This is a genomic window from Erythrobacter sp. SN6-5 (assembly GCF_057364945.1).
In genome coordinates, this window is the sequence record NZ_CP200282.1 from 1,579,704 (window position 1) to 1,603,307 (window position 23,604).

Here is a 23,604-nt window from a genome sequence, read left to right on the forward strand (position 1 = left end):
AAAGATACATCCTCTAGTGAACTTTTTCTGCGTGATCATCGCATCGATTTTCATCGTTTTTTCGGTTGTCTCTTTTGATAGTGCACTGCCCTTCGGAAAGGAAGATCTTACGTTTCTCTTGGCAAACGCTAGCGCTTTATTGGTAATTTTCTCCTTATTAGGTCGAAAAAGATTTCGTTTTTTTGTTTCATTTATTGGATCTTCCTTTGTTTTGACCAGCTTAGTTATGGAAAGTTATGAGCTTTGGTATGAATTTTCAATTGGAGCTGTCGTTTTGGATAACACTGTATTCGGATTAATTTCATTGATCTTCTGGGTTTTGCTTATCTTTGCCTTTTCTTTGTTGTTCACAATCAACTGTATCGCGATACATGACGGCTTTCCCCAACATGATAGTGCTGTCTTTGAATGAGAATTCCGGGCATTGAAGATTGTGGGTGTTGTCAGACTAAGTGTACCTGATTGAAGTTTGGCGCTGATTGGGTAGGGCGGGGACCATGCCCAGACGTAAGAAACTTCCTAGGCTGTGTTGACAAAAGGCTTCAGCCATAGGTGGGTGGCGGCGAGGTTGAGGAAGCTCTCGAAGGAGAGGATGGTCTTGTCGTAGCGGGTGGCGATCCGGCGCTGTTGCTTGAGCTTACCGAACATGCGCTCGACGCGGTTGCGGTCACGGTAGCGGCGGTAATCGGGATGCTCTGGCACCTTGCGGTTCGAACGGGGTGGGATGATCGGCAGGATGCCCCGGATCAGCAGGCTCTCCCGGAAGCGGTCGCCATCATACCCTTTGTCCGCCAGCAGCGCCTTGGGCGCGACTACAGGGATCGCCATCAGTGGCTCAGCAGCGGTGTAATCGGAGGCCTCCCCGCCGGTCAGGATGAAGCCGAGAGGCAGTCCCTGATTGTCGCAGCGGGTGTGGATCTTGCTCGTAAAGCCGCCGCGTGATCGACCAAGAGCGTTCTTAACTGCCCCCCTTTTCCGCCCGCTGCCGAGACGTGGCCGCGAACGCTGGTGCTGTCGATCATATGCTGCCAATCGTCGGTGAGGCCCAAATCGACCAGCGTTTGCAGCAGGGCATCCCAGACGCCCTGTTCGGCCCAGCGCCGGAAGCGGACATAGACCGAGTTCCACTTGCCGTAGCGCTCGTGCATGTCGCGCCAGGGACAGCCCACTCTCAGCACGTGGAGCATGCCATTGAGAAAGCGCCGGTTATCGCCCGCCGGTCGCGCCCAGCGACCACGCTCAGGCGGCAACAGCGGCCCGATCAGCTCCCACTCCGCATCCGACAAGTCCCCACGACCCATGACTGCTCCTCAAAAAGCAGTCTTGAATCAGAACTCGGGGGCTTTGGGAATCCCTTTTGTCAACACGGCCTAGTCCATTTCACCGTTTAACTCATCGCTTGAGATCATCCGATTGGTTGTGATGCTGTATGTCCGCATTCACCCTCAAAAGCGGACGCTGGGTCATGCGAGTCCAGCGCCCAACTCCAGTCAGATCTCGGTCTTCTCAGCAAGTGTGAGAGCGTCTTCAATATCGACGCCCAGGTATCGGACCGTATTTTCAATTTTTGAATGACCAAGCAAAATTTGGATCGCTCGGATGTTACCTGTGGCCTTGTAGATGATCGAGGCCTTCGTTCGACGAAGCGAATGTGTGCCATATTCCTCTGGACGCAGGCCAATCGCTTCAACCCACTCGTCGACAAGTCGAGCGTATTGCCGGGTGCTCAAATGACGGGTGTGATCAACACGGCTGGGGAAGACAAAGTCCTCGACGTCACCACCCCTAAGTTCCAACCAGGCAAACAGGCTTGCACGCGCGTCTGATGCGATCTCAAACTGAACAGGCCGACCGGTCTTTCGCTGGGTAATTGTCGCTCGCGTTCTGATTTCCGGACCACTCACCAAGTCAGCGATCTTAAGCTCGACGAGATCGCAGCCTCGCAGCTTGCTATCAATCGCCAAGTCGAACAGCGCCCTGTCTCTGATACGCTCTTCTCGATCCAGGAAGAAGCGGATCGCCCATATTTGTTTCTGATTGAATGGCCGCTTGGGGCCGATCTTCGCGCCAAAGTTCCACGGCACTCGGTTCTGAGTAGCAGGGTCAAAGTGTGAGTAAGTCATTGTCATTCTCCTTGGCCGGAATGGCCTCGGGGAATGTCTGCTTTCGGACGCTAAGATCTCGAATGGCTATGTCTTGGACTGGGGCGCAAAGCGGACGTATCTGAGAACAGCGAGTTAGTTGGCGAAGAGCAAGCGTTGCATTTGATGGCCATCGCTTGGTTTCGGTCATCTGCCTACTATCAAAGTATGCGTATAAATTCGGACAAGTCGCGTGCGGTTGCCCGTAAAGCTTTTGAGCTGTTCGGTCGCAGTTGGACTGAGATACGTAAGCACGCTGTCCGTAAAGATGGTGTGCTGATTATCAACAGCTCAAAAGCACCAAAAAGGCGCAAAAGGAACCCATAGTCTGCACCAGTAGGATGGCGTGAACAGGTCAATAGAGGCCTGCGCTTTTGAGGCGGCTAGGCGCATCTTGATCTCTAGCCAGTGAGTAACGCCATACTAGTGTGCGTTCTCTGATTGCCACTTGCCCATACAATTGTAATCGGACATGGAAGCACTGCCTGCTGGTCTGTCCCGGCAGGTGAGGCGTGGAAACCTCAGATCGTCATCGCCGTTCAGCAAGTATGCTGGCCGGGTGGCCGTCGCGTATGTCCAAGGTTCCGCCTAAAGGTGGCGGCGCCTTGTGGTGACGCAGGGTTTCCAACACCCGGCTTCGGGCCGCCTCCGATCCTTTATGGAGGTTGTTAATGAACGAGACGCCGGTTTTTACACGCATCACTTATGCGCCTGAAAGGCCATCCACCGAACCTCTTCGCCAGGTTCACGCAACGAAAGAAGAAAACGCGCGTCTAGATCGGTCTTTGAGGAAAAAACCGGGTCGAAAGCCGAGCCCGCGCACGTATCAGATTCACCCGAAGCTGGTTCCTGAAGTAGGCGAAGCTATCGTAGAGGAAGCAGCGAGGAGGGGGATTACTCAAGGCCATCTCATAGAGATGCTCTGGCGCGGCGAACTGGAGCGCTAAATACGAGAACTAAAACCTAGGGAGCCAAGGTCACATCTTATTTCATTCCAAAGGCTTGATGCGGCAGTAGTTCGCGGACCGCGCCCTTTAGAAAAGGGGACGCAACCGTTACAGCGGTGCGTCCCCCGATGATTACCTAAGCAACCTCTAATGCATTTTTCTGTTGGCGTGAAATCGATTGCATTGCAATCAAATTATAAGACTCGACAAGCTCTTGCGTGAGTCAGTCATCTGATTAGAACTGTAACTGGAGTTTTCCAAGCAACCCACAGGGATGGCCTTCCCAGCGCTTCAAGCAAACTAGGTTGAATTGGCCTCTAAAGGCCTTGTGAAGGCACAAGTGTGCTTCAGCAGCATATCCCGACTTCTTCAATCGGCCCCTTTCTCATCTTGTCAGTGAGGACTATTTGACTAACTTGGATTCTGATATGCCCCCACAGATCGATCCAGAAGAAATGACGCCAGAAGAGCAGATGGCAAGCATTCGGCGATGGATGGCTGAAATCAACCATCGATGGACCGAGGAAAATGAGGAACCGTGGAAGTTCTATGCTTGGGGCTTGATATCCGGTGCTGCTCTTGTTGCGGCGTCGGTGATCTTAACAAAGCTGTTCTTATAATGGACTATCCGACGAAACTATGGAGAACGGCGCGGGAGTTCTCAGCTTCCTTCTAGCGCAGTTTCTTTCGGCGCAAGTTTGTCATCCGATTATTTGGCTGAGGTGCGGCCTAGTGGCCAACCAAGCCGCGACGGTAGGACCGGATCTTGAATTTGGGCACAACGTCTGGAGATTGTCCGCTGCTTATCAATCGATGGAAGCAGCTAAAGCTCGACGCTCAATGCAGTGAAGCGACTCGTGTTCATTAGAGCCTGTTTCGGTAAGAGTCGTCAGACAGGCTAGAATCAAACGGTGATGGACGCTTATGCACAGGTAGAGAAGTGGAGCCTATAGGGAGCCTAATTCGAGATATTAGGCTCCACAAATCAATTGGGCAGCTAAGAAGGTGTATAACATTTTGAAATTATAAGAGTATTTGGTGGACGCACTAGGGTTCGAACCTAGGACCCGCTGATTAAGAGCCAGAGCAGCAGTGGGCCCAGATATGTAACGAGACATCATCGCAATTCTATGAAACTGCTTGAAACATGTTGGGGCAATTACGAGCTCCTTGGATCTCGATTGCGTGAAGTTTGAAAGCCTATGTCGCATAGTTTTGACGAAACAATGCAAACCCGCTGATTGCGATTGGCACGTTAACTGACGCACTTGCTACCGCCTTGGGAAAGTAACTCAAGGCTCTTGTGCGAACGAGCCATGGCGCAATGTGGGGAAATTCGTGGGTTAAAAAATAAAAGATATCGAAATTCAGCTATAATTCAATTTATTAAAAGACATATTAGGAAGACACCGTCTCCGCCACCCACCCCCAGCACTAGTCTCAGCTTGCAGGGCGCGCGCGCAAAGCCGCGGTGTGCAGGCGCTTGAGCAGGCTAAAGCGCCGTTCGCGGGATATTCAGCATCAGTCTCTGCAGGTATCAGGCGAAGTTTACGCAGCCAGTCTCTGCGCCGATCGTAATCAGTGCGGTTTGCCTGTTTAACAGGGATAAAACAGGGAAAATCGTGCATTTGAGGGCAAAAACAGGCCAAGTCGATAAAAATTGACTCGATTACGTCCGATAGAAGCGCGTGATTATAGAGGTTTATGGGTTCCAATGGGTGTTTCCCTGTTATTCGACATAACAGGGTATTTATCCGCCCATAACAGGGTGCAACTTAGGCAGAACAGGCCTGTTACTCGCCGGAACAGGCTAGTTCGTGTTTGGCCAATTCAGTGCCTTGCGCTGCTCTTTCCAGCTCACCGGAAAGCTCATCTTGATAAGCTGCTGAAGATTGAGCGAAGGCGGTTGGCGTCCTGCCAGGATATCGCACTGGAAATCCGGCGCGAGAAAAGCAAGCCGAACCAGATTGCGATTGTAGGCGGAGGGAGGCGACACTTCGAGCATCGGCATCCCCTTGCGGTCGCGGCCGAGCAGGGAATGCGCGCGGCGAAGCGCAGCAATTAGGGTCGGGTCTGGGCGGATATCGGGCTTGCCGGATGGGATGATGAGACGCTTGCCGCCGCGTAGTGGTAGTGCGACCGGTACGTGGATCCGGCAGAGCTTGGCAGAGGTATGGATCATCCGCTCACCGCCCTCCAGATGCTGCGCTATGTCGTCGGCTAGCTTTGCGGGGCACTCGAAGACCAATCCTTCATCGGCGATCCGAACGGCCGTTGTATGATCGAGGGGATGCTCCTCACGCGGCAGCCAACGCGATGTTATGTCGGCGACGAGCTTTTCAATTGCAGGCGCTGGCAGTCTTTGAACGATCTGGTTCTGGCTCTGGCTGCCTCCCTGTTGAAGCGAAGCGGAGACGTAATAGCGGTAGACCCGATTTGATCGCCCACGCGAGAATGATGGGCTCATGATCTCGCCGTTTGCATCAATCAGCTTGCCAGTAAGCGGTGCTTTGGTGACGCGGGTGTCAGCAGCGGCGCGGTAGCGGCGAGCATTGGCATCTAGCTTGCGTTGCACTCGCTCAAACAGGTCCGGATCGACGATCCCGTCATGCTCGCCTTCAAACACCTGGTCCTTATGGACAATCTGCCCAAGGTAGATGCGGTTGCGCAGAAGATGGAAAAGCGCCCCGCGGCTGAACGGGGTGCCGCCCGATGTTCGCCCGTTGGAGTAGGTACGATGCTTGGAGACAATGCCCTGCGCTGTGAGTTCGCGCTGGAGAGCATGGACCGAGCCGATCTCCAGGTAACGGCTGAATATACTTCTCACTCTGGCAGCTTCAGTCTCGTTCACCAGCAATTTGTGCGTGCCCTCTTTGGGCCGGTCATAACCCAACGGCGGATTGCCGCCCATCCACATGCCCTTGGCTTTGGAAGCAGCGATCTTGTCGCGGATACGTTCTCCGGTCACCTCGCGCTCGAACTGCGCAAATGAGAGCAGCACGTTGAGCATGAGCCGTCCCATCGAGTCCTTGGTGTTGAACGATTGGGTGACAGATACAAAGCTGGTCCCGGCCCCATCAAAGGTCTCGATGATGCGCGAGAAGTCTGTGAGCGAGCGGGTGAGCCGGTCGATCTTATAGACCACCACCACGTCAATCCGCCCCGCTTCAACGTCACTCAGCAGAGCCTGCAGGCCGGGCCGCTCCAACGTGCCACCAGAGTAGCCGCCGTCATCATAGAGAGTGGGGATTATGTTCCAGCCTTCGCTGGCTTGGCTAGTGATATAAGCCTCGCCAGCAGCGCGCTGAGCATCCAGGCTGTTGAACGACTGCTCAAGGCCTTCTTCCGAGCTTTTGCGGGTATAGATCGCGCAGCGGACCGCTTGTTTGATTTTGGTCATGTCGCATCCCTGAGGCCAAAGAAGCGCGGACCGTTCCAGCGGCTTCCAGCAATCGCAGTCGCTGCCGCTGAAAGGCTGGGATAAAGTTCGCCCTCCCAGCGGAACCCATCCTCCTCAACCACCACCTTGACCTCTCGGCCCTTCCAATTGCGGGTAAGGACTGCACCGAGGCCGAGCTTGCGCCCTTCAGGCTGGGGTGCGCCTGTTCGGGCCAGCGCTTTGCGGGTCTCGGTATCGATCCCTCCATAGGCCTCGGCCTGCACCCGCCATGCCAGCAGCATCCGCATGAGCGGCTCGGACCGCAGGGTTGGAGGGATGCCGTGGCGCCGCCTCCATGTGCTGCGCAGTGCCTCAAGGTCCATCATCTCAATGGCGCGGACCAGTTGCTCGGGATCGTTCTGTGCAACGCTCACGCCGATTGCTCAGCGCTGTAGCGGCGGACATCATCCACCTTCTGTGAAGTGATGATAAGCCCGCGTTTCTTAAGCGCGCCTGCCATAGCCCCGCGCACTGAGTGCTGCTGCCACCCTGTTGCGGTCATCATATCGGCAATAGTGGCGCCGTTCTTGCGCTTGAGACGCTTATCAAGCGTATCAAGCTTGGTTGGTTTTTGGGCCTTTGATGACTTTGTCATGCGTGTTCTCCGGTTGCTTAGGCCGCCCAAAGTGGCGGCCGCTACCGGCACGAGCCCGAACAGGCCGGGCACCTGCACCAATGCTCAAAAGTAGAAAGAAGTCCAGCGACTCAGTTTTTGCACGATTTGTCCCCGCTTGAATCAATTTACCCCCTTTGGGATACCTGCTTTGTTCCTATATATTTTCAGCATGACACCAACACCAACAGAGGCAGCCCCTACTGCCGATCGCCCGCTCGAAGTGGTCTACAAGGCCCTCTCAGCGCTGACCCCTGACCCCCGCAATGCGCGCACGCATTCCAAGAAGCAGATCGAGCAGATTGTCGCTTCGATAAAGGCGTTTGGGTTCACCAATCCGATCCTCGCTGATCCAAGCGGTAATCTCATCGCTGGACATGGCCGATTGCGAGCCGCCAAAGACATGGGGCTTGCCGAAGTTCCAGTCATAGAACTTGGCGGGCTATCCGAAGCGCAGAAAAAGGCACTGCGGATCGCTGACAATAAGATCGCGCTGAATGCTGGTTGGGACATGGAGATCCTCAAACTTGAACTAGCCGAGCTCTCGCTGCCTGAGATCGATATTGATCTGGGTCTTACAGGGTTCAGCTCAGGCGAGATCGACGTCGTGTTGGCGGACAGCCCGGACCCGGATGATGAGGTTATTCCGGAAGTGCCCAGTGCGCCGCGGGTTCAGATAGGCGATATCTGGCAGCTGGGCGAACACCGCATTGGCTGCGGCGATGGCCGCGACACAGAGTTCCTGTCCCAGCTGGTTGGCGAAGGCGCGCAGATCGACTGCGCGTTCCTGGACCCGCCTTACAATGTGAAGGTCAATGGCCATGTCAATGCAGCAGGCCGCCACCGCGAGTTTGCGATGGCGTCTGGCGAGATGAGCGAAGATGAGTTCCAAACCTTTCTCACCGACACGCTTGGCGCCTGCGCCAAAGTATCGCGCGATGGTGCGGTGCATTTTGTCTGTATGGACTGGCGCCATATGGATGATGTGACCGCGTCGGTTGCCGAGCTTTACAACAAGCTGCTCAACATCTGCGTGTGGAACAAGAGCAATGCCGGGATGGGATCGCTGTACCGCTCCAAGCATGAAATGGTGTTTGTTTACCGAGTGGGTGATGCGCCGCACACAAACGCGGTCGAGCTTGGTAAGCATGGCCGCAATCGCACCAATGTCTGGGACTACGCCTCGGTCAACTCGATGCGCGGGTCGCGGCGTGAGGACCTGGAGCTGCATCCCACGGTAAAGCCGGTAGCCATGGTTGCCGACGCGATCTGCGACGTCACCCGCCAAGGCGAACTGGTACTGGATATCTTCCTTGGTTCCGGCACTAGCTTGATCGCATCTGAGCGGGTTGGACGCGCGTTCCGCGGGCTCGATATCGATCCATCCTATGTTGATGTGGCGATGACGCGCTGGTCACAGATCACGGGCAAAGAGCCGCAGCTGGTCCACCGTTCGGGAGATGAGTCCAGCGTGCAAGAGGCTGCTGAATGAGCCGGGGCGGTGATACTCGCTTTAAGAAAGGCCAGGCAACCCTGCCGGGCGCCCCAAGAAGCGCCGTCCCAACGTCTCTGCGTTCGATATCGTGTTCGACAAGGTTCTGACCGTTAATCAAAGCGGCAAGGAACGTGAGCTGACCGTCGATGAAGCACTTCAGCTACAAACCTATCAGGCAGCGCTGGACGGCAGCAAGATGGCTATCCGGCAGGTGCTCAAGATGATCGAGAAACGCGAGGCGGCGCTTGCTAAACGCAACAAGCCGGCCGCTGGGCAAGTCAGCACGGTGCATGAACAAAGCTCTGACAACGCGCGCGAGGCTCTCACTACTCTGGGCATCCTCGAACCAGAACCAAGTCTGAGCGACGACGCCGAACCTCGTATGAAGGTGGCAACCTGGGCTGCTCAGGCTGGATTGAGCCGCCCGGGCAAACGCAAACTCGCTGCGAAAGATGTGAGCGACATAAAGTTCTTTACTAAAGATTCTGACAAGCTGCGCTGGCCGCGAGGAAGCGGGATATGAGCCGGTTCAAGAATGAAGCCCAAGGTAACACATTTGCGCCAATCGGTTACGGCAAGCCGCCGAGCGCTACTCGGTTCAAGAAGGGCCAATCCGGCAATCCCAAAGGACGGCCCAAGGGTAAGCGCAACTCGCAGATCCCCTATGATCATGTTCTGGGGCAAATGGTCACGGTACGTGAGGATGGACGTGAGCGCCGCATTACAGCAGCCGAGGCTTTTATCCTTCAGCTCACGCAGAAAGGACTGGTTGGAGACAGCGCAGCGGCTCGCTCATCATTGGCCGCCCTCGAAACTGCGCGTGCTAAGAACGCGGATGCGGAAGGCCTTGGGATTACGAAGATCGTGCTGGTACCCATGCAGATCGAGTGCGTTCTGCGGACGCTTGGCGTTGCGATCAAGAAGTACCCGACTGACAAAGAGCGTGTGCGTTGGGAAATCAATCCTTGGGCGATTGAGGCCGCACTTGCGGGGCTTGGCGACCGGCAACTTACTGAGGCCGAGCAGCGCGAAGTGTGGAGCTGCACCCGCATGCGGCACAAAGTGAACTGGCCAGAGTGGTGGACGGTCACCGAGTGAACGGCAGCTTTGCGCCCCAGTTCGAGCCGTTGTCTTACGGCCAACATTGGGGGTGGAAGCAGCCATTGCAATTCTGTGATCTTAACTGCAGAGCGATGACGTGATGACACGCACACAAACCAGCCTATTCGAGCCCGCACCGGAGCCGGTGGTGGGAAGCTCTGTGGGCTGGGTTGGCGATGTGATGTTTGGCGAGCTTGCACTGGGGTTATGCGTGCTGGCGGTGGCGTTTTTGGGGCTGATGTTGCTCACGGGACGGTTGCCAGTGCGGCATGGTATGCGCGTTGTGTTGGTGTGCTTTGTACTGCTGGGCGCGCCGGTGATTGCGAGCGGGTTTATGCAAATCGGTGACAGCTCTCCAGCCTATGCACCGGTCAGTCAAGTGATCGAGGCGCAGCCGGGGCTTGGCGCTCGGGGCGATCTGCCGCCCTCGGACCATGATCCCTATGCCGGGGCGTCACTAAGGCGCGATTGATTGGAGGCGGCGCCGGAGCGCTGGAACGCCTATGCGTTTTTCCAAAGTGTGACTTTTGGGCGTGCCGGACGAGTGGTCTGTGCGCATGGCTGGGTTTGCGAACAGCGCACGGAGGCGCACTCGCTGTGAGCGAACGGCTTTATGTACGGTGTGAAAGAGCCGCCGCAGATTTAGCGCAAGGCCGCTTAGTAGGAAAACCAAGGCATCTGCGGCACTCGGTCAATTGAGGTTGTCCCTTCGCTCATCACCTGAACAGAACATCGGCAGTAGGCGATTGCTGCGCTGACCTAATGTGGGAGGCAGACCTGAAAATGATGAAGCGTGCACGTCCGATAATTACAAAGACGCTAGGGTCTGAAGCTAGCAACATCAATTAGGCTTACTGTCCCCGGACCTTCCGGAACTACAATATTGCAAGAAGGTGGCGTTTAGCAAATCTTCTCAGAATATGGATCAGTTCGAAAAGTCCGGAAAATTTCAATGGCAGTTTCTATTTTGCTTTTGTAATACCCGAAAATCCTTAGAAAAGATGGATCTTCTTGATACTGTCGTGTTATCAGCTCTTGCGTTGCGTAAAGGTGGCCCCGATGCGAAGCTTGTTCGAGAAACAGCCGACCTTGTAATCGGTGCTCTTCATCTTCGTGACGGAGCAAAACGATGGACAAATGATAAAGAGCTGACAAGTTGCCATCGTTAGTCGCTTTTCGAAGGACTGGAATGGCTTCCGAGTCCCTAGCCGCTCCCGACAAGACTATTCCAAGATCTACGATGGCCCGCTTTGAGCCAGCGTCGATTGCTGACTGATAGTAAGTAATGGCTTTTTCGGTATTTGAATTTGACGCTACCCCAGTCTCATTCATCCAACCTAACGTGCGCAAGACGTATGGGCTACCGTTGGTTTCTAACTCCAAAAGTATCTTTTCAGCATCGTCATAGCGCTGCTGAAGGATTGCAGACTCAGCCTCCTTCTCGCTTTCGCTTTTCATATTGTCACCTACGGTTTTGCGATTCGTCAATAGTTTCTTCTTGCGGTAGGTTATCGTCTATAAGTTCCGTCAGTCCTTCAGCTACGGTTACAAACAATACCAGACCTGGAAAGAGGATCTCTACAGACTCACGGCTTGCAGAAGAGCCTTCTCCACCATTAGCTTTATCGTCGCCCTTCTCGCCCTTCTCGCCCTTCTCGCCCTTCTCGCCCTTCTCGCCTTTTCCACCTCTCCCTGATCCGGCTCCGCGTGCGGGCGCCTCTGGGGCTGGCACCTCGATCTCGTCACTCCGACGCGGAGGAGGTCGCTTGGGTCCCTGGCCGGTCAAAGAACAATAGGCCAATAGTACGCCAGAAAATACCACCCCAAAGAGGCCGGGCTTTTTTCCGCCGCCTTTGCAGGTGCTCATCCCAGTCGGATCGACGTTATTAATCGGATCGTTTCCGACATATGCGTAGAGGTTGTACTGGTCTTCGTATCCGATGGGATCGGTTTGGAGGAACCGGCCGAGGGTCGGTGAGTAGAACCGGGCTTTGTAGTAGTAGAGGCCGATCTCTGGAATCCACGCCTGGCCGGTGTATTGGAACCGCCCGGTGTTGGCCGAGCCCGGGATGCCATATTCGTCGTAGGTATTGGTACCGACCGAGACCCCGCGGTAATCGGTGATCGCGACGATGCTTCCTCGCGGGTCGGCATGGATGTACCTACGCTCAAGCGCGACGCTTGGCCCGGCATACCAGATTAGCGGATCGTCAGCGCCCGGATCAGCTCCGTGCACATAGCGATTGGCAACATAGCCATTGCTGAGATATTCCGCGATTATCGCATTGCCATCGTTAAGAAAGAAGACCGCGCCATGGCCTGGCTTGCTCGAGATAGTGGCATAGAGCCGAGCCGAGAGGGTCGTAGTAAAGGTTGGTCGCATAGCTGCTGTTGGCAGCACGTACCAAACGGTTCTCAATATCATAGGTGTAAGTGTTGGTGCCGTCAGAGGTCAGGTTCCCATTGGCATCATAGGTAAAGCTGGCTGATCCTGCGCTCTCATATTGGTTGAGGCCGTTGGTCTGATAGCTGCGGTTGAGATTGACGTGGCCATCCCAGCTGTACGCATCATTGCTTTGCGTCTCTGTGCGGATTTGAGAGGCCGCATTGCGGGTGTAGTTCCAGGTTACGTCAGATGAGGAGCCATGGAGATTCAGGCCAATCTCATCTAGCCGCCCAACCGGGTCATAATCGTAAGACTGAGAATTGTCGGACAAAGTTGCAAAGTGCCAGCTTCGGCCAGACATTAGGCCTCTTTCATTATAGCTGAGCGTGCTGATATTGGTGACATTGCTCCCGATATCGGTCATCCGGTTGAGCTTGTCATAGTCAAAGAACCATGCATGCCCATCCGGGTGCGTAATACGCGTGCGATTGCCATTGGCATCGTATTCGTAGGAGAGAACACGGCCTGTACCATCCGTGTTGTCAAACGTGGTTTTGAGGCGGCCAAACCCGTCATAAGTGTTGGCCTGCCCCCGGCCGTTCAACGAGAGGAACCGTGTGAGGATCGGCAGCCCGCGCAGATCGTAGGTGTAGAGGACATTCCTGGTATGTCCCGCAGACAAGCCTGCGCGTGCCTAAGCACGATCTTTTTGGTCATACGGTTCAGCGCATCGTACTCATAGGTGAGCACGGAGCCGTCGCGCTTGGTCAGCGACGTGCGATTGCCATTGGCATCATAGGTGTACTCTTCAACATCATCAGTCGCAGCGATGCCGTCATCGGTTGAGAGCGCGCCCGCCGTGCTGAGCGCCGTGGCTGGGTTCGTATCGTTGAACGCAGTAGGCCGGGTCTTCGATGGAAAGATCCATTTCGTCTGACGGTCGTGCCCATCATAGACCATCTTTGCGCGGTTGCCATTGGCATCCACGACCTGCTCAAGCTGGCCATTGGGCGTATAGGAATAGGTCGAGTCCGCGATCTCAACATCCGTACCCACACCTTTACGCACCTGCAGCACCTGACCCGCGGCATCATAGACCGACTTGGTGATGCGGTCAGGGCCTTGCGTGCCCTCAGCCCCAAGCGTGCACGCACTGGCCGGTAGATTGCCATAGATCGCTGGGTTCATGCGAACCGCGGTGCACTCCAGGCGGCCAACATTGTCGTAGCTGTACTGCGTTAAGCTGACGACCGCATTGTCCAAGCCCGTAACCTTGTCGGTTAGCTTGCGGCTGAGCGCATCATAGGTCGTCTCAGCCGTGGTCTGGACGGTAAAATCGTTCCACTGCGTATGCGGGTCCTTGGTCTCATCCTTCCAGCTTGCAAGCTCGCCTGTCTCCACGCGAACAACATTGCCGCGCGCATCGTAGGTGGTGCGGGTTGCCAGATGCTTCAGCGGCCCTGTGCCATCGGGATCAGGCGCAATCGTGCCAACCACCCGGCCCAACGCATCATAGCGCGTGGCCGAGGTGTAATCCGACGGCGACGACTGCGCGCTTGCTGCGTGCGGGGCCAGCAAGGCTGCACCAGTTAGGCTCAAGGCGGCGATGGTGAGGAGCTGCTTCATCATCCCGCCCCTCACTGACACGTCGCCAGGCCAGCCTTGGGCTGGGTCTCTGAGATCTGTCGGCCATACTCATCAATACCGTAGCACGTTCGCAGCGTTTCACCGTCCGCCGTCACCGCCATGCCCACGCGGAACACATTGCTGCCCTTGCTCGCATTGCCTTTCTGATACTCGTAAGTGGTCACCACCTTATCAGCAGCCCCGCCAGCGCAATTGCCGTTCGCCAACATCGCGCTCGTGTTGCAGCTGAACTGTGATGTCTGAACCCACACCGGCGTCGCAGCGCGCGTAAACCCGCCACCTGCATTCTTCAGCCACGCATACTTCTGAGAGTAGGCATAACGCGTCTCTGGACGAATGCCGCTCGCATCCGCTGGCAATGTCCGCTTCAGCAATCCGCCATGAACCGCGTCGTAGACAAAATCTGTCGTGTTGCCTTCAGCATCCGTTGTCGACAAAGGCTTGTTGCAGGTCTTGCGTGTCGCGCTTGTGCAGGATGATGGATAAGATGCGGTGGTGACAATATCAGCCAAGCCAGCGGTAGGCTTTGCTTTGCGGACAGTTTGCGCCAGATTGCCTCCGACGTAGGTGAACTCAATGCGTTGACCGTCGGGCAACGTCTGGGCTTCAGGGAGCGGGTCAACAAAAAAACCTGGCTCACCCGCCATGAATTCTCGCGTTGTTATCCGCCCGAGCGGATCAGTAATCTGTGTGACTCGACCTAATTGATCGCGCTCCAGGGTGGTCACACCACCGTCTGGTCCGGTGACGCTCAAAACTTGCTGTGAGCTCGGGGAATTATTTGGTTCGATTGGGCAAAAGGGGGTGGCGTCGAAACTCAGAGAGTATGTTTCACTGGTGGCCAAAGTCTGGGAAACCACTTGATCAAACCTTTTGACATTGGCGTTTGGTGTAGCCGGACGCGGTTGGCATACGTTGTAGGTATTGCTCACGAAGCAACTCGATTGCCCCGCCTGTTTGATGCAGCTTATATGATCGCGCGAGGAGTACTGATATTGCACCGTATCGCCAATGGCGTTGGTTGCAGAGACAAGCTGGGGCGGCTTGCCGCTGGGGAATGTGTAGCCATAGTTCACCGACTGCGTCCCTGAAGGGCAATTCGACGCTGGCAGAACATAATGCTCCGCCAAATTTACCACGCAGGCTTTTGACCAGGTATTAGCTGTACCTTGCTCAAACAGGATGGCTTGGCCGCGACTGGAGAAGACTGCCTTTGGCTGGCCGTTCGATGAGTAGTGGTAAGTAAGCTTCGTTCCATCGGCAGCAAGCCAACTCTCGATCCTATAAGCGTTGCTTGCAGTCGCAAACATGAGTTCTGCGCCATCGCTAGCTACATAACGGTGCTTACCATTCGATAGGTATGTCAGCGTATCGCGCCTTCGCGAATCCGGCTCATAAGGCCCTGGCGATTGGACGGTAGAATCAAGAAAGCCGATTGAACCCGTCCCCAAGACTACATTGGTATTGACCCAACCCGGCTGACCCGGAGGATCTGGAAAACCATCATCATCAAGGTCAATTGCACCTTCGATTTCAGCAGCCCTGGCAGTGATCCGTCCATAAATGCTCGTTGACCAGCCCTGCGTACGAACGCCCGATGCATTGGCCAAACCGATATCTGCATCACTCCTGTAACTTCGGGTCAAAGTGAGAGCTTGAGGCCAATCGCCCTGGCCAATGGTGAGATCAGTTTCGCTGTAGTTATAAGCACCGCTGTCAATGCTAACACCTGTTGCCGTTTGCGTATCGAAAGACGGTGGCGGCTCGGGACCATCAGCTGCGCCAGAATTCTGGGCTAAGGCGTAAGTCGGGCACAAAATAAGTGCCAGAAACGATGTGGAGACATATGCACTTTTCTTAACTCTGTTTCGCATAGCAACCCAAGCAAATTAGATGGAACAATTTTCGGCGATCAGCCGCTCAAGCAAGTGAATGGTCTCCAGTGCGCGGTTCATGCGCCCAAGATCACTCAATCAATTGCTGGGAGGAGGCGGTGGAGGCGGACAAGTTGGCGTGGTGGAGCCAGAGGCCGCTTTGTGCTCTGTTCGATTGCCCGCCTTGTCGTAGCAAATAACCCGTTTCTCGGTGTCATTCTGCCCGCCGCTTGTCTCGACCTTAATCAACCGGCCAAGCGCGTCGTAAGTGCAGGTCTCTGTGCTTGACTGGGCATTAGCAGCGCTCATTTGTCGCTAGACTGATAGCGCCAGCGGACGCGCCCACCAGCAAATGCCTCAACAACGACTTGTGCATATTTTCCCACCCTAGTTTAAGCGTTCGAATCGAATGCTTCCCCAAGCAAAAAACAGCACATTGAGGGCGCACCAAGCAAGGGCGTTCTATGCACAACCACACTCTCGCACCCGGCAGGCCTACAGAAAAACTTAAGGGGAAAATTCGTTGATCTTCGCGAAAGTAGCAAATCCGCAAGCGGCATATTGGCCAAATGTCCACTTTTGGGTCGTTAGTGGACTGTCCGGTTCTTACAGACCAAACGCGAAAGGCCGCCATTCGGCTCACGACCCAATATTTGCCATCTGACTAAGCAAGTTCGACAATGAGTGGTGGCTACGCTGGAGACCCATCGCTCCGCGATGGGTCTGGATGCCAAACCTCCGTGTTGCACTCAGGAATGGTCATCACAGCAAGTGTGTGACTGGCTTCGGGTAGGATTTTCCTTGCTTTTCTCGAACTTATCCTAGTATCAATGCAAACACATTGATTTTTATTAGTGTTGGTGGTTTGAAGTCAGTGGTCTGGTTTAGACGCGAGGTGGATGCGGTCTCCTCGTATATCGTGGGTGTCGGCTAGATCATCAAAACAGGAGTATCTTACGCGCTGATCTCTTTGCGCAGTGCATTCATGCCAACCGAAATTTTCAAGGGAGAATACACATGAATAAGACCCGTTTGTTTTCGAGCGCATTTCTCACGGTTAGTGCAACCATGTTCTTTGCATCATCTCAGGAAGCGCGCGCCGATGATTGCCTGCTCGACCGTGACGACGATGGCGTCGTCGACGCCGCTACCGACAACGATGGCGGGGCCGACTCATCTGACAATGATACATCAACAGCCTGCGGTGTCGGGGCATCGACGATTGGCGGTAACGCAACGGCGTTTGGCAATTCAGCAAGTGCAGGAGACGATGGCACGGCAATTGGTCGAGGCGCGACTGCGTCGGATATCGAAGGAGTAGCTATCGGATCGAATGCAAATACCGGTTCAGTCGCAACCGGCGCGGTCGCAATTGGCTTTAACTCTTTTGCAGGTGAGATGAGCAGCCTCGCTGTGGGCAACGGCGCCAGCGCAACAGGGTTTGAGTCATCAGCTATCGGGGCCAGCGCCAGCGCGACAGCTGACGCGGCTGTGGCCCTCGGCGCCGGCTCTATCGCTGACCAGGCAGGCACGGTTTCCATCGGTAGCGGGTCCAACCAGCGGCGGATCGTCAATCTGGCTGCTGGTGTTGCGGATACGGATGCCGTCAATGTGGGACAGCTTAATGCTGCCTTGACTGGTGCCAGCAATGACTTGATTGCAGGGAGTTCAATTGGTGGTCCAGCTTCGGCGAGCGGTGACGAATCCTTAGCCGTAGGGGGAGGTAGTGTAGCCAATGGCATTGGCACAACCGCATTGGGTCCATTGACGACTGCAACAAATGGTAGTGTCGCAGTTGGAGGTGGTGCGACAGCGACTGGTCAGTTCAGTTTTGCCGGTGGGATCACCGCGAGCACAAGTGGAGCCAGATCAGTGGCACTGGGCTTCCGAAGTCAAGTTGATAGAGAGGATGGCATTGCAATAGGCCGCGATGCATCTAGCCAGGACACAGCCGCGATCGCGATTGGTGCTGGATCGGCAGCGACCGGCATAAGCGCGTTAGCGATTGGTGATTTCAGCAATGCGACAGACGGTGCAATTGCCCTGGGTCAGTCAGCGCAAGCTACAGGTGGAAACGCTTTCGCGGCCGGTGCTGGCAGCGCTGCCGCTGGTGGTAGTTCGATTGCGCTTGGGATTGGGGCCAGCGCAACAACGCAAAGCAATGTTGCGATAGGTGAGTTGAGCAGCGCAACGGGTCAGTTCTCGGTTGCCCTCGGAGCGTCCGCTGCCGTGTCCGGAAATAATTCTGTCGCTCTGGGCGGAGGTTCAAATACGGGTAGGGATAATGCTGTGTCAGTCGGTAACACAGACTTTGGTGGTCAAAGGCAGATCGTCAATGTCGCAGCTGGTACGCAGGATACGGACGCGGTTAATTTGGCGCAGTTAAACTCCGCTATAGCCGATGTCAGCGGAAGTGATTTCTTGGAAGTCAACTCTACAGGTACAGGCGCTACCGCCTTTGGTTTGGACGCCACGGCCATCGGCGTTGGTGCTAGCGCGGGTGGTTCACTTTCAATTGCGCTTGGTGCATCAGTACTTGCTGGAGAAACAGGTTCGATTGTGGTCGGATCGCAGGGTACGTCGACCAACCAATTTGGCACCGCTATTGGCTTCAGTGCAGATGCAACAGCTGATTTCGCGCAAGCTCTTGGTTCCTTCTCTACCGCTAGCGGAGAAGCGGCCACAGCGGTTGGCGTAGGATCGGATGCCACAGGCGAAGGAGCTGCTGCGCTGGGTGAAGCCGCCCAAGCGACTGCGACAGGCGCGATCGCGATTGGCGGTGACGGTGATGATGACGATACCGGTGGTCTCTTTGGAGCGCAGGCAACGGGCATTGCCTCCATCGCTCTCGGCTCTGATGCGTTGGCGAGCAGTGATAGCGCGACCGCTGTGGGGGATCGGACGATCGCGATTGGCCAGGAGGCGTCTGTTTTTGGCGCAAGGGCTCGGACCAATGGCGCTTTGACGACGGCTGTGGGCGCGCGCTCTGTCGCAACCTCAAACGGAACATCGGCTTTCGGGACAGGCTCTCAGGCACGGGCGCTGAACGCAACGGCGATTGGTAACTCAGCCCGGGTTGAGGGGGCTTTCTCTACCGGGATCGGGACAAGTGTGAACATCGCTGCGACAGCCAACTCAGCGGCAGCAGTTGGCTTTCAAGCAAATGTCAGCGGCAGCGCTGGTACAGCAGTGGGCAGCGCAAGCGAGGTGACCGCGCAGTTCGGAACAGCCGTAGGCCGCGAGGCGAGCGTGACACATAACAATTCGACAGCGCTTGGCTTTCAGGCGGCGTCCACAGCGAACAATCAAGTTGCTCTTGGCGGAGACGGTAGTTCGGTTCGCATCGGCGATATCGATGCATCTACAGCCGCTCAGGTAGGGCCAGTGGATGCGGTGACGGTAGACGCCAATGGCACACTGGGCCGGAGGAGTGTGGCCACCGCCGCATCAGTCGACAACGTTCGTGTCGCACTCAATGCGGTTGCCCAAGTCTCCACAGCGCAGTTCGATGCGCTTAGCGGACGGGTGCAGGACCTTGATTTCCGTCTCGAAGAGCTGAGCGATAGCACCAGCGGCGGGATTGCGGCAGCCGCCGCGCTTGGCAGCGCCATTGCCATGCCGGACAAGGCCTTCACCATCGCTGGCAATATCGCCACCTATCGCGGTCAGCAGGGTTTTGCAGCGAGCTTTACCGGCCGAGTGAACGACAGTTTTGCAATAGGCGCCGGGGTTGCTGGCAATACAGGGGATGGCTCCGTCGTGGCCCAAGCTGGCGTGGCGTTCGGGTTCTAATCGCCAAATTATCTTAAGGGCGGGTCGGGCAATAGCTGGCCCGTCCCAAAATCTGCACGCCTACCCATCCCACTGCCGACCAAAACCATTAGTACGAGGTACGAGCTAACATCTAGCAGTCGAATCGCAACTCAGGTTGTGCACCAACGACCAGGTCTGAGATTGGCGCCTAAACTGCGCGGGTAGCGTGTCTAATAGATCGAGAAGGGCTCTAGCGAACCACGGCAACCTACCAAAACAGCCTACAGAAAATTCTATCAGGCAGTGCGCTCAGCTAGAGACGAGTTAGCCTTTGCGAGCCAAGTTTCGAGATCGATCGTGTCGCTTTGAAATGGCGAGATCGGCGCCGAAATTCCCACAATTTCCTCAGGCGCAGCGAGGCTAACAACCGGATAAGCTTTGTGTGCCTCAAGCAATTGAGCTCGCTCGATTATCTTTCTACGCATAGTTTCTAGAACTAACGATAACGCGGCATTCAAATCGCGCGAATTCCCCGTTTCAAATGCCTCTCCCATTTGACCGATTATATTGCATAAGTGTTTGAGCTCACCATCGTTCATGAGCGCGAGAGCAATCCTCTGAGTGGCGATTGGGAAGAGTCCTGAAAAGGCCGCCTCTAGTTTTGCAACAGGCGCCAGCGCCGCGATTGCGGCGAAAGCATGCACGCAATCCATTACGTGCGCATCCAAGTCTTGCGAACCTTTAACGCCATCTTGCGCTACGACTATCAAGCGTCGCGCCAAACACAGGCGCTCGGATTTTGATCCGCGTGCTATTAATGTTTCAGCTGCAATTCCAAGAAGCGACGATCCTAGTCGAAATTGATCGTCAATTCGTACCTCGTTCCATGAATAAGCAAGGAAGCGACCGCGCTCATCTTGATCCAAATAGCCCAGACCCCCAAGGGTCTTGATGGCGGCAACCACAGTGTTTCGAGATGCTCCATAAAACTCGACGCAGTCGGAAATTTGAATGATTGAATTATGACGGAGCGACCCATTCACCACTTTTGACCGAAGGTGAGTGACTATTCGTTCTTGCTCAGACACGCGAGACTCCTTTTCGCGAGCATGTGAATGCATTGACAGCCGCATCTCGCGGTCTCATGACACGGCTATCCAACAGCGTCAATGACAGCAAGGAATGCTAAAGTTGCAAGAAAGGCGGAGCTATCGACTGGAGTTCTCGAAGCCGGAGTTTCTCTTAGCCCTAGAGGCCAAGACTCTGTTCGAGAGGCGAAGTCTAAAAATGGTGACATTGAATGCGCTAACAAAGGGGCTTTTACAGGCGCATGACCTTTACCGCCAAGGGAAGCTTGACTTTAGAGCTCTTGAGACCGTTAGAATGTTCACAGATCGGGATTCTGGCCCTTCGATTGCTCCGTCCTTAGTCGCCGCCAGCATGACTCTCTTTGAATCAGATGTAGCCGATTTTGCGAAACTCAAATCGGCGATAGCCGCCGAGGATGCCGAGATATCTTCTATCAAAGCAACTGTCGTATATTTGTGCTCTGCCTACATCAACAATTTCGGCGACGAAGTGTGATATCAAGAGTATTCAATAGAATTAAGTTTCAACGGAAAAATCGCGTAAAAATTTCCGATCTGGCAATCTTAATAGCAGTTCTATTTTTTGCCGTAACTGGTTTTTTCAATCCTTTTGATAGACTTCTTCAGAATACATTTTCCGAAGTACATGAAATAAATGTTGCCGATGATGACACTATTATTATAAATAGATCTGACATATCTAGGTCTTCATCAAAAATTCAACAAAGGAAATCACTGACCAGTATTCTAGAAAAAATCTCACCTGAAGGCGTTGAGGCAGTTATTGTACTCGATCCACTTTATGAAGAAACCACACCTCAAATCGACAAGGAACTTGCTGACGTTATTGCGAAATTTGATGATAAGATAATCTTGAATTTTGACCCCAAAGGACGTTACCTAAAGCCAAGTACGGCCGACTTGTTACCTCTAGAAAGATTTCGAAATCTAGGTCGATTTGGACACCATTACCAGGTAGCAGCATTGGGGCTCACAAAGTGGCAGATTTTCGGAGTTGCAGAGGTTGAAGGTTTCGGGAAGGTCAGGAATATTTCAGTAGAAGCAATTGATCCGAAACTATCACCAGAGAAAGCGTATTCGCTCGCTGAAGAATCCGAATTTCCATATGTACCTTATTTTTTTCTCTTTGCGATTTATTCGGTTGATGAGAGAGTAACACATTTAGAAGTTTCAAATATCGAAGAAAACAATCTATTGGCTTTGGGGCCTACGTCAGAGCTTTTCCGTGACAAGATCGTGATTGTTGAGCCGACTTCAGCTCCTCCGGCATCAGAACTAGTCAAGTCCCTGAATGCGACTGAGCTCGCGGAGCATATTGCGCTTGAGCTCTACACCCTCAAAGGCTCGCCCTTCCCTTACATCTCAAACTATTTTATGAGCTTCTTTGCTCTCTTATTTGGGTTGAGCATTTGGCGCTTCAGAAAACTCGCGCTCAGTTACGGATTTTTTCTGGCTTTTTCAGCTTTATGGTTGATCCTCGCATTTGTTGCGTTGCGATATCAAATCCATTTCTCGATTTTTGGCCCTCTTGCCATTCTTCTTGCATTGACTGGCGTTTCGACAAGGATATCGGCAGAGCGACGCGGGATGGAAATCGCAGGAGAAATTCATCCTGTTTCCAAACTACCAAATTCACTTGCATTCAGGCGTGTTCGAATTGGGGCAAATGACCTTGTTTTTGCGATCAATTCCGATCTGTTTGCAACCAAAGAGTTGAAGCCGAGAACTTGCGTCGAGCGCCTTTTGAAATCGAAGTTGACCATTCCGATTTTTCAAACTTCAGACACAACCCTCATTGCTTTAGTCGATCAAATACAAGCATTGGAAATGGCAAAAAACCTGATTCAGGCCGACCTTGCCAATGAGAGTATGCGTGGATTGGCGCTCAGTCCGGCTGCGAACTCGACTCCCGACAGGATGGCAGCGGAATTGGAAGCTCACTTCGCGGAGCTGAGAGCCAAGGACCTACCTTTCAAATTCATAGATTCTCATGTCGATGATAGCCGTGATCTCGGTATTGATCGGATTGCTCATTCACAGCAATTATTGCGAGAAACGTCCGTCTACGACCTAGAGTCCAGGCTGCCAGTAGGCGCAGTGCTAGAGATCCCAGAGTCGCTTACCGACCTCTCACAAATTGAAAAATCGATCGCTCATTATTCGAAGAGAGAGGCACACCGGAATGAACGCGGTGATGGAGGGCGAAGCTTGGGCCTGAACGTTGATCAGCGATTATTGGGCGACCAATCGACTATCGAGTTCTTTTGTCGGATCTTGCCACAGCTTAGCAAGGATGGCTTCAATCCCATTGTTCAGATTCGCAGTTTTTCATATGCCGACGCCACCGGCCTTAAACTCGATTCCGTCCGACGTATGACTATGAGCGGAATAGAAATCGCATATGCTGGATTGGATGAAGAGGGGCGGACCCTATCTGAGTTGATACGAGCACCCGTACAGATTTTGACCCTGGACCTCTCAGATTTAGAAGCCTGTGTAGAAACGCAAAGTATGCTGACGGCTGCAAAGCAACTCTGCGATGCGTTGGGGCGTGAATTGTATGTCGAGCATGTTGATTCCGCAGCTTTGACACAAATGTTGGTGGACGCAGATGTGAAGCTTGCAAGTGGTCCAGGCGTCGCTGAGTTCATTCTTGGCAGTCATCACGTAACCTCGACCCAGCAGGCGCAAACTAGCCTATTCTGACTGCGCTGGTTTCGCGCCGAGTGAGGCCAAGCGCGCACGCTGCAATTCAATGTAGAATTCCAAATAGGTGACCTGCAGTTGGGCAAGGCCATCATCCTGACAACCTTCTTTTTTTTCTTACTCATGAGCTTCTCTCTAAAGTGTGCTCTAGATTATCGTTTTTGCCGTAACGCCGCAATGCCGATTGCGACGATCGCATCCTCCAAGCTGCCAGCATTTTTGTAGTGCGAACTACGAATTTTTTTGCTTTGCGGCTCAGGCTGGTTCGATAGCCCAGACCAGATTGTTCGAATACCATTCTCTAGGCACCTCCGGAAAATTGGATTGTTGACACTGTCAGTTCTTTGGGCATAAATGGCAATGCAAATGCATTGACACTATAATACCGACACT

At 54.1% G+C, this 23,604-nt stretch carries 20 protein-coding genes and 2 pseudogenes; 10 read left to right on the forward strand and 12 right to left on the reverse strand.

The window, feature by feature from the left end:
* Nucleotides 1-31 precede the first annotated feature (31 nt).
* Nucleotides 32-412: a hypothetical protein gene (locus AC0V6Z_RS07915; protein WP_472640778.1), complete on the forward strand. Its 381-nt coding sequence runs from the start codon at nt 32-34 to the stop codon at nt 410-412.
* A 107-nt stretch (nt 413-519) separates the two neighbouring features.
* Here the strand turns inward: AC0V6Z_RS07915 and AC0V6Z_RS07920 are convergent.
* Both AC0V6Z_RS07920 and AC0V6Z_RS07925 read right to left on the reverse strand, forming a co-directional pair.
* Nucleotides 520-1,301: pseudogene (locus AC0V6Z_RS07920) on the reverse strand (IS5 family transposase).
* Nucleotides 1,302-1,490: 189 nt separating this feature from the next.
* Nucleotides 1,491-2,123: a tyrosine-type recombinase/integrase gene (locus tag AC0V6Z_RS07925; protein ID WP_472640779.1), complete on the reverse strand. Its 633-nt coding sequence runs from the start codon at nt 2,121-2,123 to the stop codon at nt 1,491-1,493.
* Nucleotides 2,124-2,812: 689 nt separating this feature from the next.
* Here AC0V6Z_RS07925 and AC0V6Z_RS07930 point away from each other — a divergent pair.
* Together AC0V6Z_RS07930 and AC0V6Z_RS07935 are read left to right on the forward strand one after the other, a co-directional pair.
* Entirely contained in the window at nt 2,813-3,088 is a 276-nt protein-coding gene (locus AC0V6Z_RS07930; RefSeq protein WP_472640780.1) for a hypothetical protein, read from the forward strand.
* Nucleotides 3,089-3,516: 428 nt separating this feature from the next.
* On the forward strand, nt 3,517-3,708 hold the full coding sequence (locus AC0V6Z_RS07935) for a hypothetical protein (RefSeq protein WP_472640781.1): 192 nt from the start codon (nt 3,517-3,519) through the stop codon (nt 3,706-3,708).
* Between the two features lie 1,190 nt (nt 3,709-4,898).
* Here AC0V6Z_RS07935 and AC0V6Z_RS07940 read toward each other — a convergent pair.
* From AC0V6Z_RS07940 to AC0V6Z_RS07950, 3 genes are read right to left on the reverse strand one after another with little or no spacing between them, the layout of a single operon-like run.
* A complete protein-coding gene (locus AC0V6Z_RS07940; protein ID WP_472640782.1) occupies nt 4,899-6,488 on the reverse strand; it encodes a recombinase family protein in 1,590 nt (529 codons plus the stop codon).
* On the reverse strand, nt 6,485-6,901 hold the full coding sequence (locus AC0V6Z_RS07945) for a DUF2924 domain-containing protein (RefSeq protein WP_472640783.1): 417 nt from the start codon (nt 6,899-6,901) through the stop codon (nt 6,485-6,487). Before AC0V6Z_RS07945 ends, AC0V6Z_RS07940 begins: the two co-directional genes overlap by 4 nt.
* Nucleotides 6,898-7,122 carry a DUF3489 domain-containing protein gene (locus tag AC0V6Z_RS07950; RefSeq protein ID WP_472640784.1) on the reverse strand — a complete coding sequence of 75 codons (225 nt, stop codon included), beginning with the start codon at nt 7,120-7,122 and terminating at the stop codon, nt 6,898-6,900. Before AC0V6Z_RS07950 ends, AC0V6Z_RS07945 begins: the two co-directional genes overlap by 4 nt.
* A gap of 169 nt (nt 7,123-7,291) precedes the next feature.
* Between AC0V6Z_RS07950 and AC0V6Z_RS07955 the strand changes: the two genes are divergently transcribed.
* The 4 genes and pseudogenes from AC0V6Z_RS07955 (at nt 7,292) to AC0V6Z_RS07970 (ending at nt 10,208) form a co-directional block, all read left to right on the forward strand.
* On the forward strand, nt 7,292-8,632 hold the full coding sequence (locus AC0V6Z_RS07955) for a site-specific DNA-methyltransferase (RefSeq protein WP_486176463.1): 1,341 nt from the start codon (nt 7,292-7,294) through the stop codon (nt 8,630-8,632).
* A gap of 46 nt (nt 8,633-8,678) precedes the next feature.
* Nucleotides 8,679-9,158 (forward strand): annotated as a pseudogene (locus AC0V6Z_RS07960) (DUF5681 domain-containing protein); the annotation flags it as partial.
* Complete coding sequence (locus AC0V6Z_RS07965) at nt 9,155-9,733, forward strand: DUF5681 domain-containing protein (protein ID WP_472640786.1); 579 nt, start codon at nt 9,155-9,157, stop codon at nt 9,731-9,733. The pseudogene AC0V6Z_RS07960 and the gene AC0V6Z_RS07965, both read left to right, overlap by 4 nt.
* A 103-nt stretch (nt 9,734-9,836) precedes the next feature.
* Nucleotides 9,837-10,208, forward strand: coding sequence for a TrbC/VirB2 family protein (locus AC0V6Z_RS07970; protein ID WP_472640787.1), 372 nt, complete (start codon nt 9,837-9,839; stop codon nt 10,206-10,208).
* 428 nt (nt 10,209-10,636) lie between these two features.
* Here AC0V6Z_RS07970 and AC0V6Z_RS07975 read toward each other — a convergent pair whose 3' ends face one another.
* From AC0V6Z_RS07975 to AC0V6Z_RS08000, 6 genes are all read right to left on the reverse strand, one after another.
* Nucleotides 10,637-11,194 (reverse strand): SEL1-like repeat protein, encoded by a 558-nt coding sequence (locus AC0V6Z_RS07975; RefSeq protein ID WP_486176464.1) that lies wholly within the window; start codon nt 11,192-11,194, stop codon nt 10,637-10,639.
* Nucleotides 11,195-11,198: 4 nt separating this feature from the next.
* The gene (locus AC0V6Z_RS07980) at nt 11,199-12,119 is read right to left on the reverse strand and encodes an RHS repeat-associated core domain-containing protein (RefSeq protein ID WP_472640789.1); all 921 of its coding nucleotides are present in this window, start codon (nt 12,117-12,119) and stop codon (nt 11,199-11,201) included.
* Nucleotides 12,031-12,804, reverse strand: coding sequence for a hypothetical protein (locus AC0V6Z_RS07985; protein ID WP_472640790.1), 774 nt, complete (start codon nt 12,802-12,804; stop codon nt 12,031-12,033). Before AC0V6Z_RS07985 ends, AC0V6Z_RS07980 begins: the two co-directional genes overlap by 89 nt.
* Nucleotides 12,723-13,751 (reverse strand): hypothetical protein, encoded by a 1,029-nt coding sequence (locus AC0V6Z_RS07990; protein WP_472640791.1) that lies wholly within the window; start codon nt 13,749-13,751, stop codon nt 12,723-12,725. The genes AC0V6Z_RS07985 and AC0V6Z_RS07990 overlap by 82 nt, the downstream gene beginning before the upstream one ends.
* An 8-nt stretch (nt 13,752-13,759) precedes the next feature.
* Nucleotides 13,760-15,643, reverse strand: a complete 1,884-nt coding sequence (locus AC0V6Z_RS07995) for an RHS repeat domain-containing protein (protein ID WP_472640792.1) — start codon at nt 15,641-15,643, stop codon at nt 13,760-13,762.
* Nucleotides 15,644-15,742: 99 nt separating this feature from the next.
* Nucleotides 15,743-15,952: a hypothetical protein gene (locus AC0V6Z_RS08000; protein ID WP_472640793.1), complete on the reverse strand. Its 210-nt coding sequence runs from the start codon at nt 15,950-15,952 to the stop codon at nt 15,743-15,745.
* A gap of 708 nt (nt 15,953-16,660) precedes the next feature.
* On the opposite strand from AC0V6Z_RS08000, the gene AC0V6Z_RS08005 reads away from it, so the two are divergent.
* Nucleotides 16,661-19,435 (forward strand): hypothetical protein, encoded by a 2,775-nt coding sequence (locus AC0V6Z_RS08005; RefSeq protein ID WP_472640794.1) that lies wholly within the window; start codon nt 16,661-16,663, stop codon nt 19,433-19,435.
* 257 nt (nt 19,436-19,692) lie between these two features.
* Here the strand turns inward: AC0V6Z_RS08005 and AC0V6Z_RS08010 are convergent, their stop codons facing one another.
* Nucleotides 19,693-20,484, reverse strand: a complete 792-nt coding sequence (locus AC0V6Z_RS08010; RefSeq protein WP_472640795.1) for a hypothetical protein — start codon at nt 20,482-20,484, stop codon at nt 19,693-19,695.
* A 199-nt stretch (nt 20,485-20,683) separates the two neighbouring features.
* Here AC0V6Z_RS08010 and AC0V6Z_RS08015 point away from each other — a divergent pair, with 199 nt between their 5' ends.
* Nucleotides 20,684-20,980: a hypothetical protein gene (locus AC0V6Z_RS08015; protein ID WP_472640796.1), complete on the forward strand. Its 297-nt coding sequence runs from the start codon at nt 20,684-20,686 to the stop codon at nt 20,978-20,980.
* Nucleotides 20,977-23,211 carry an EAL domain-containing protein gene (locus tag AC0V6Z_RS08020; protein ID WP_472640797.1) on the forward strand — a complete coding sequence of 745 codons (2,235 nt, stop codon included), beginning with the start codon at nt 20,977-20,979 and terminating at the stop codon, nt 23,209-23,211. Before AC0V6Z_RS08015 ends, AC0V6Z_RS08020 begins: the two co-directional genes overlap by 4 nt.
* The last annotated feature ends 393 nt before the right edge of the window (nt 23,212-23,604 follow it).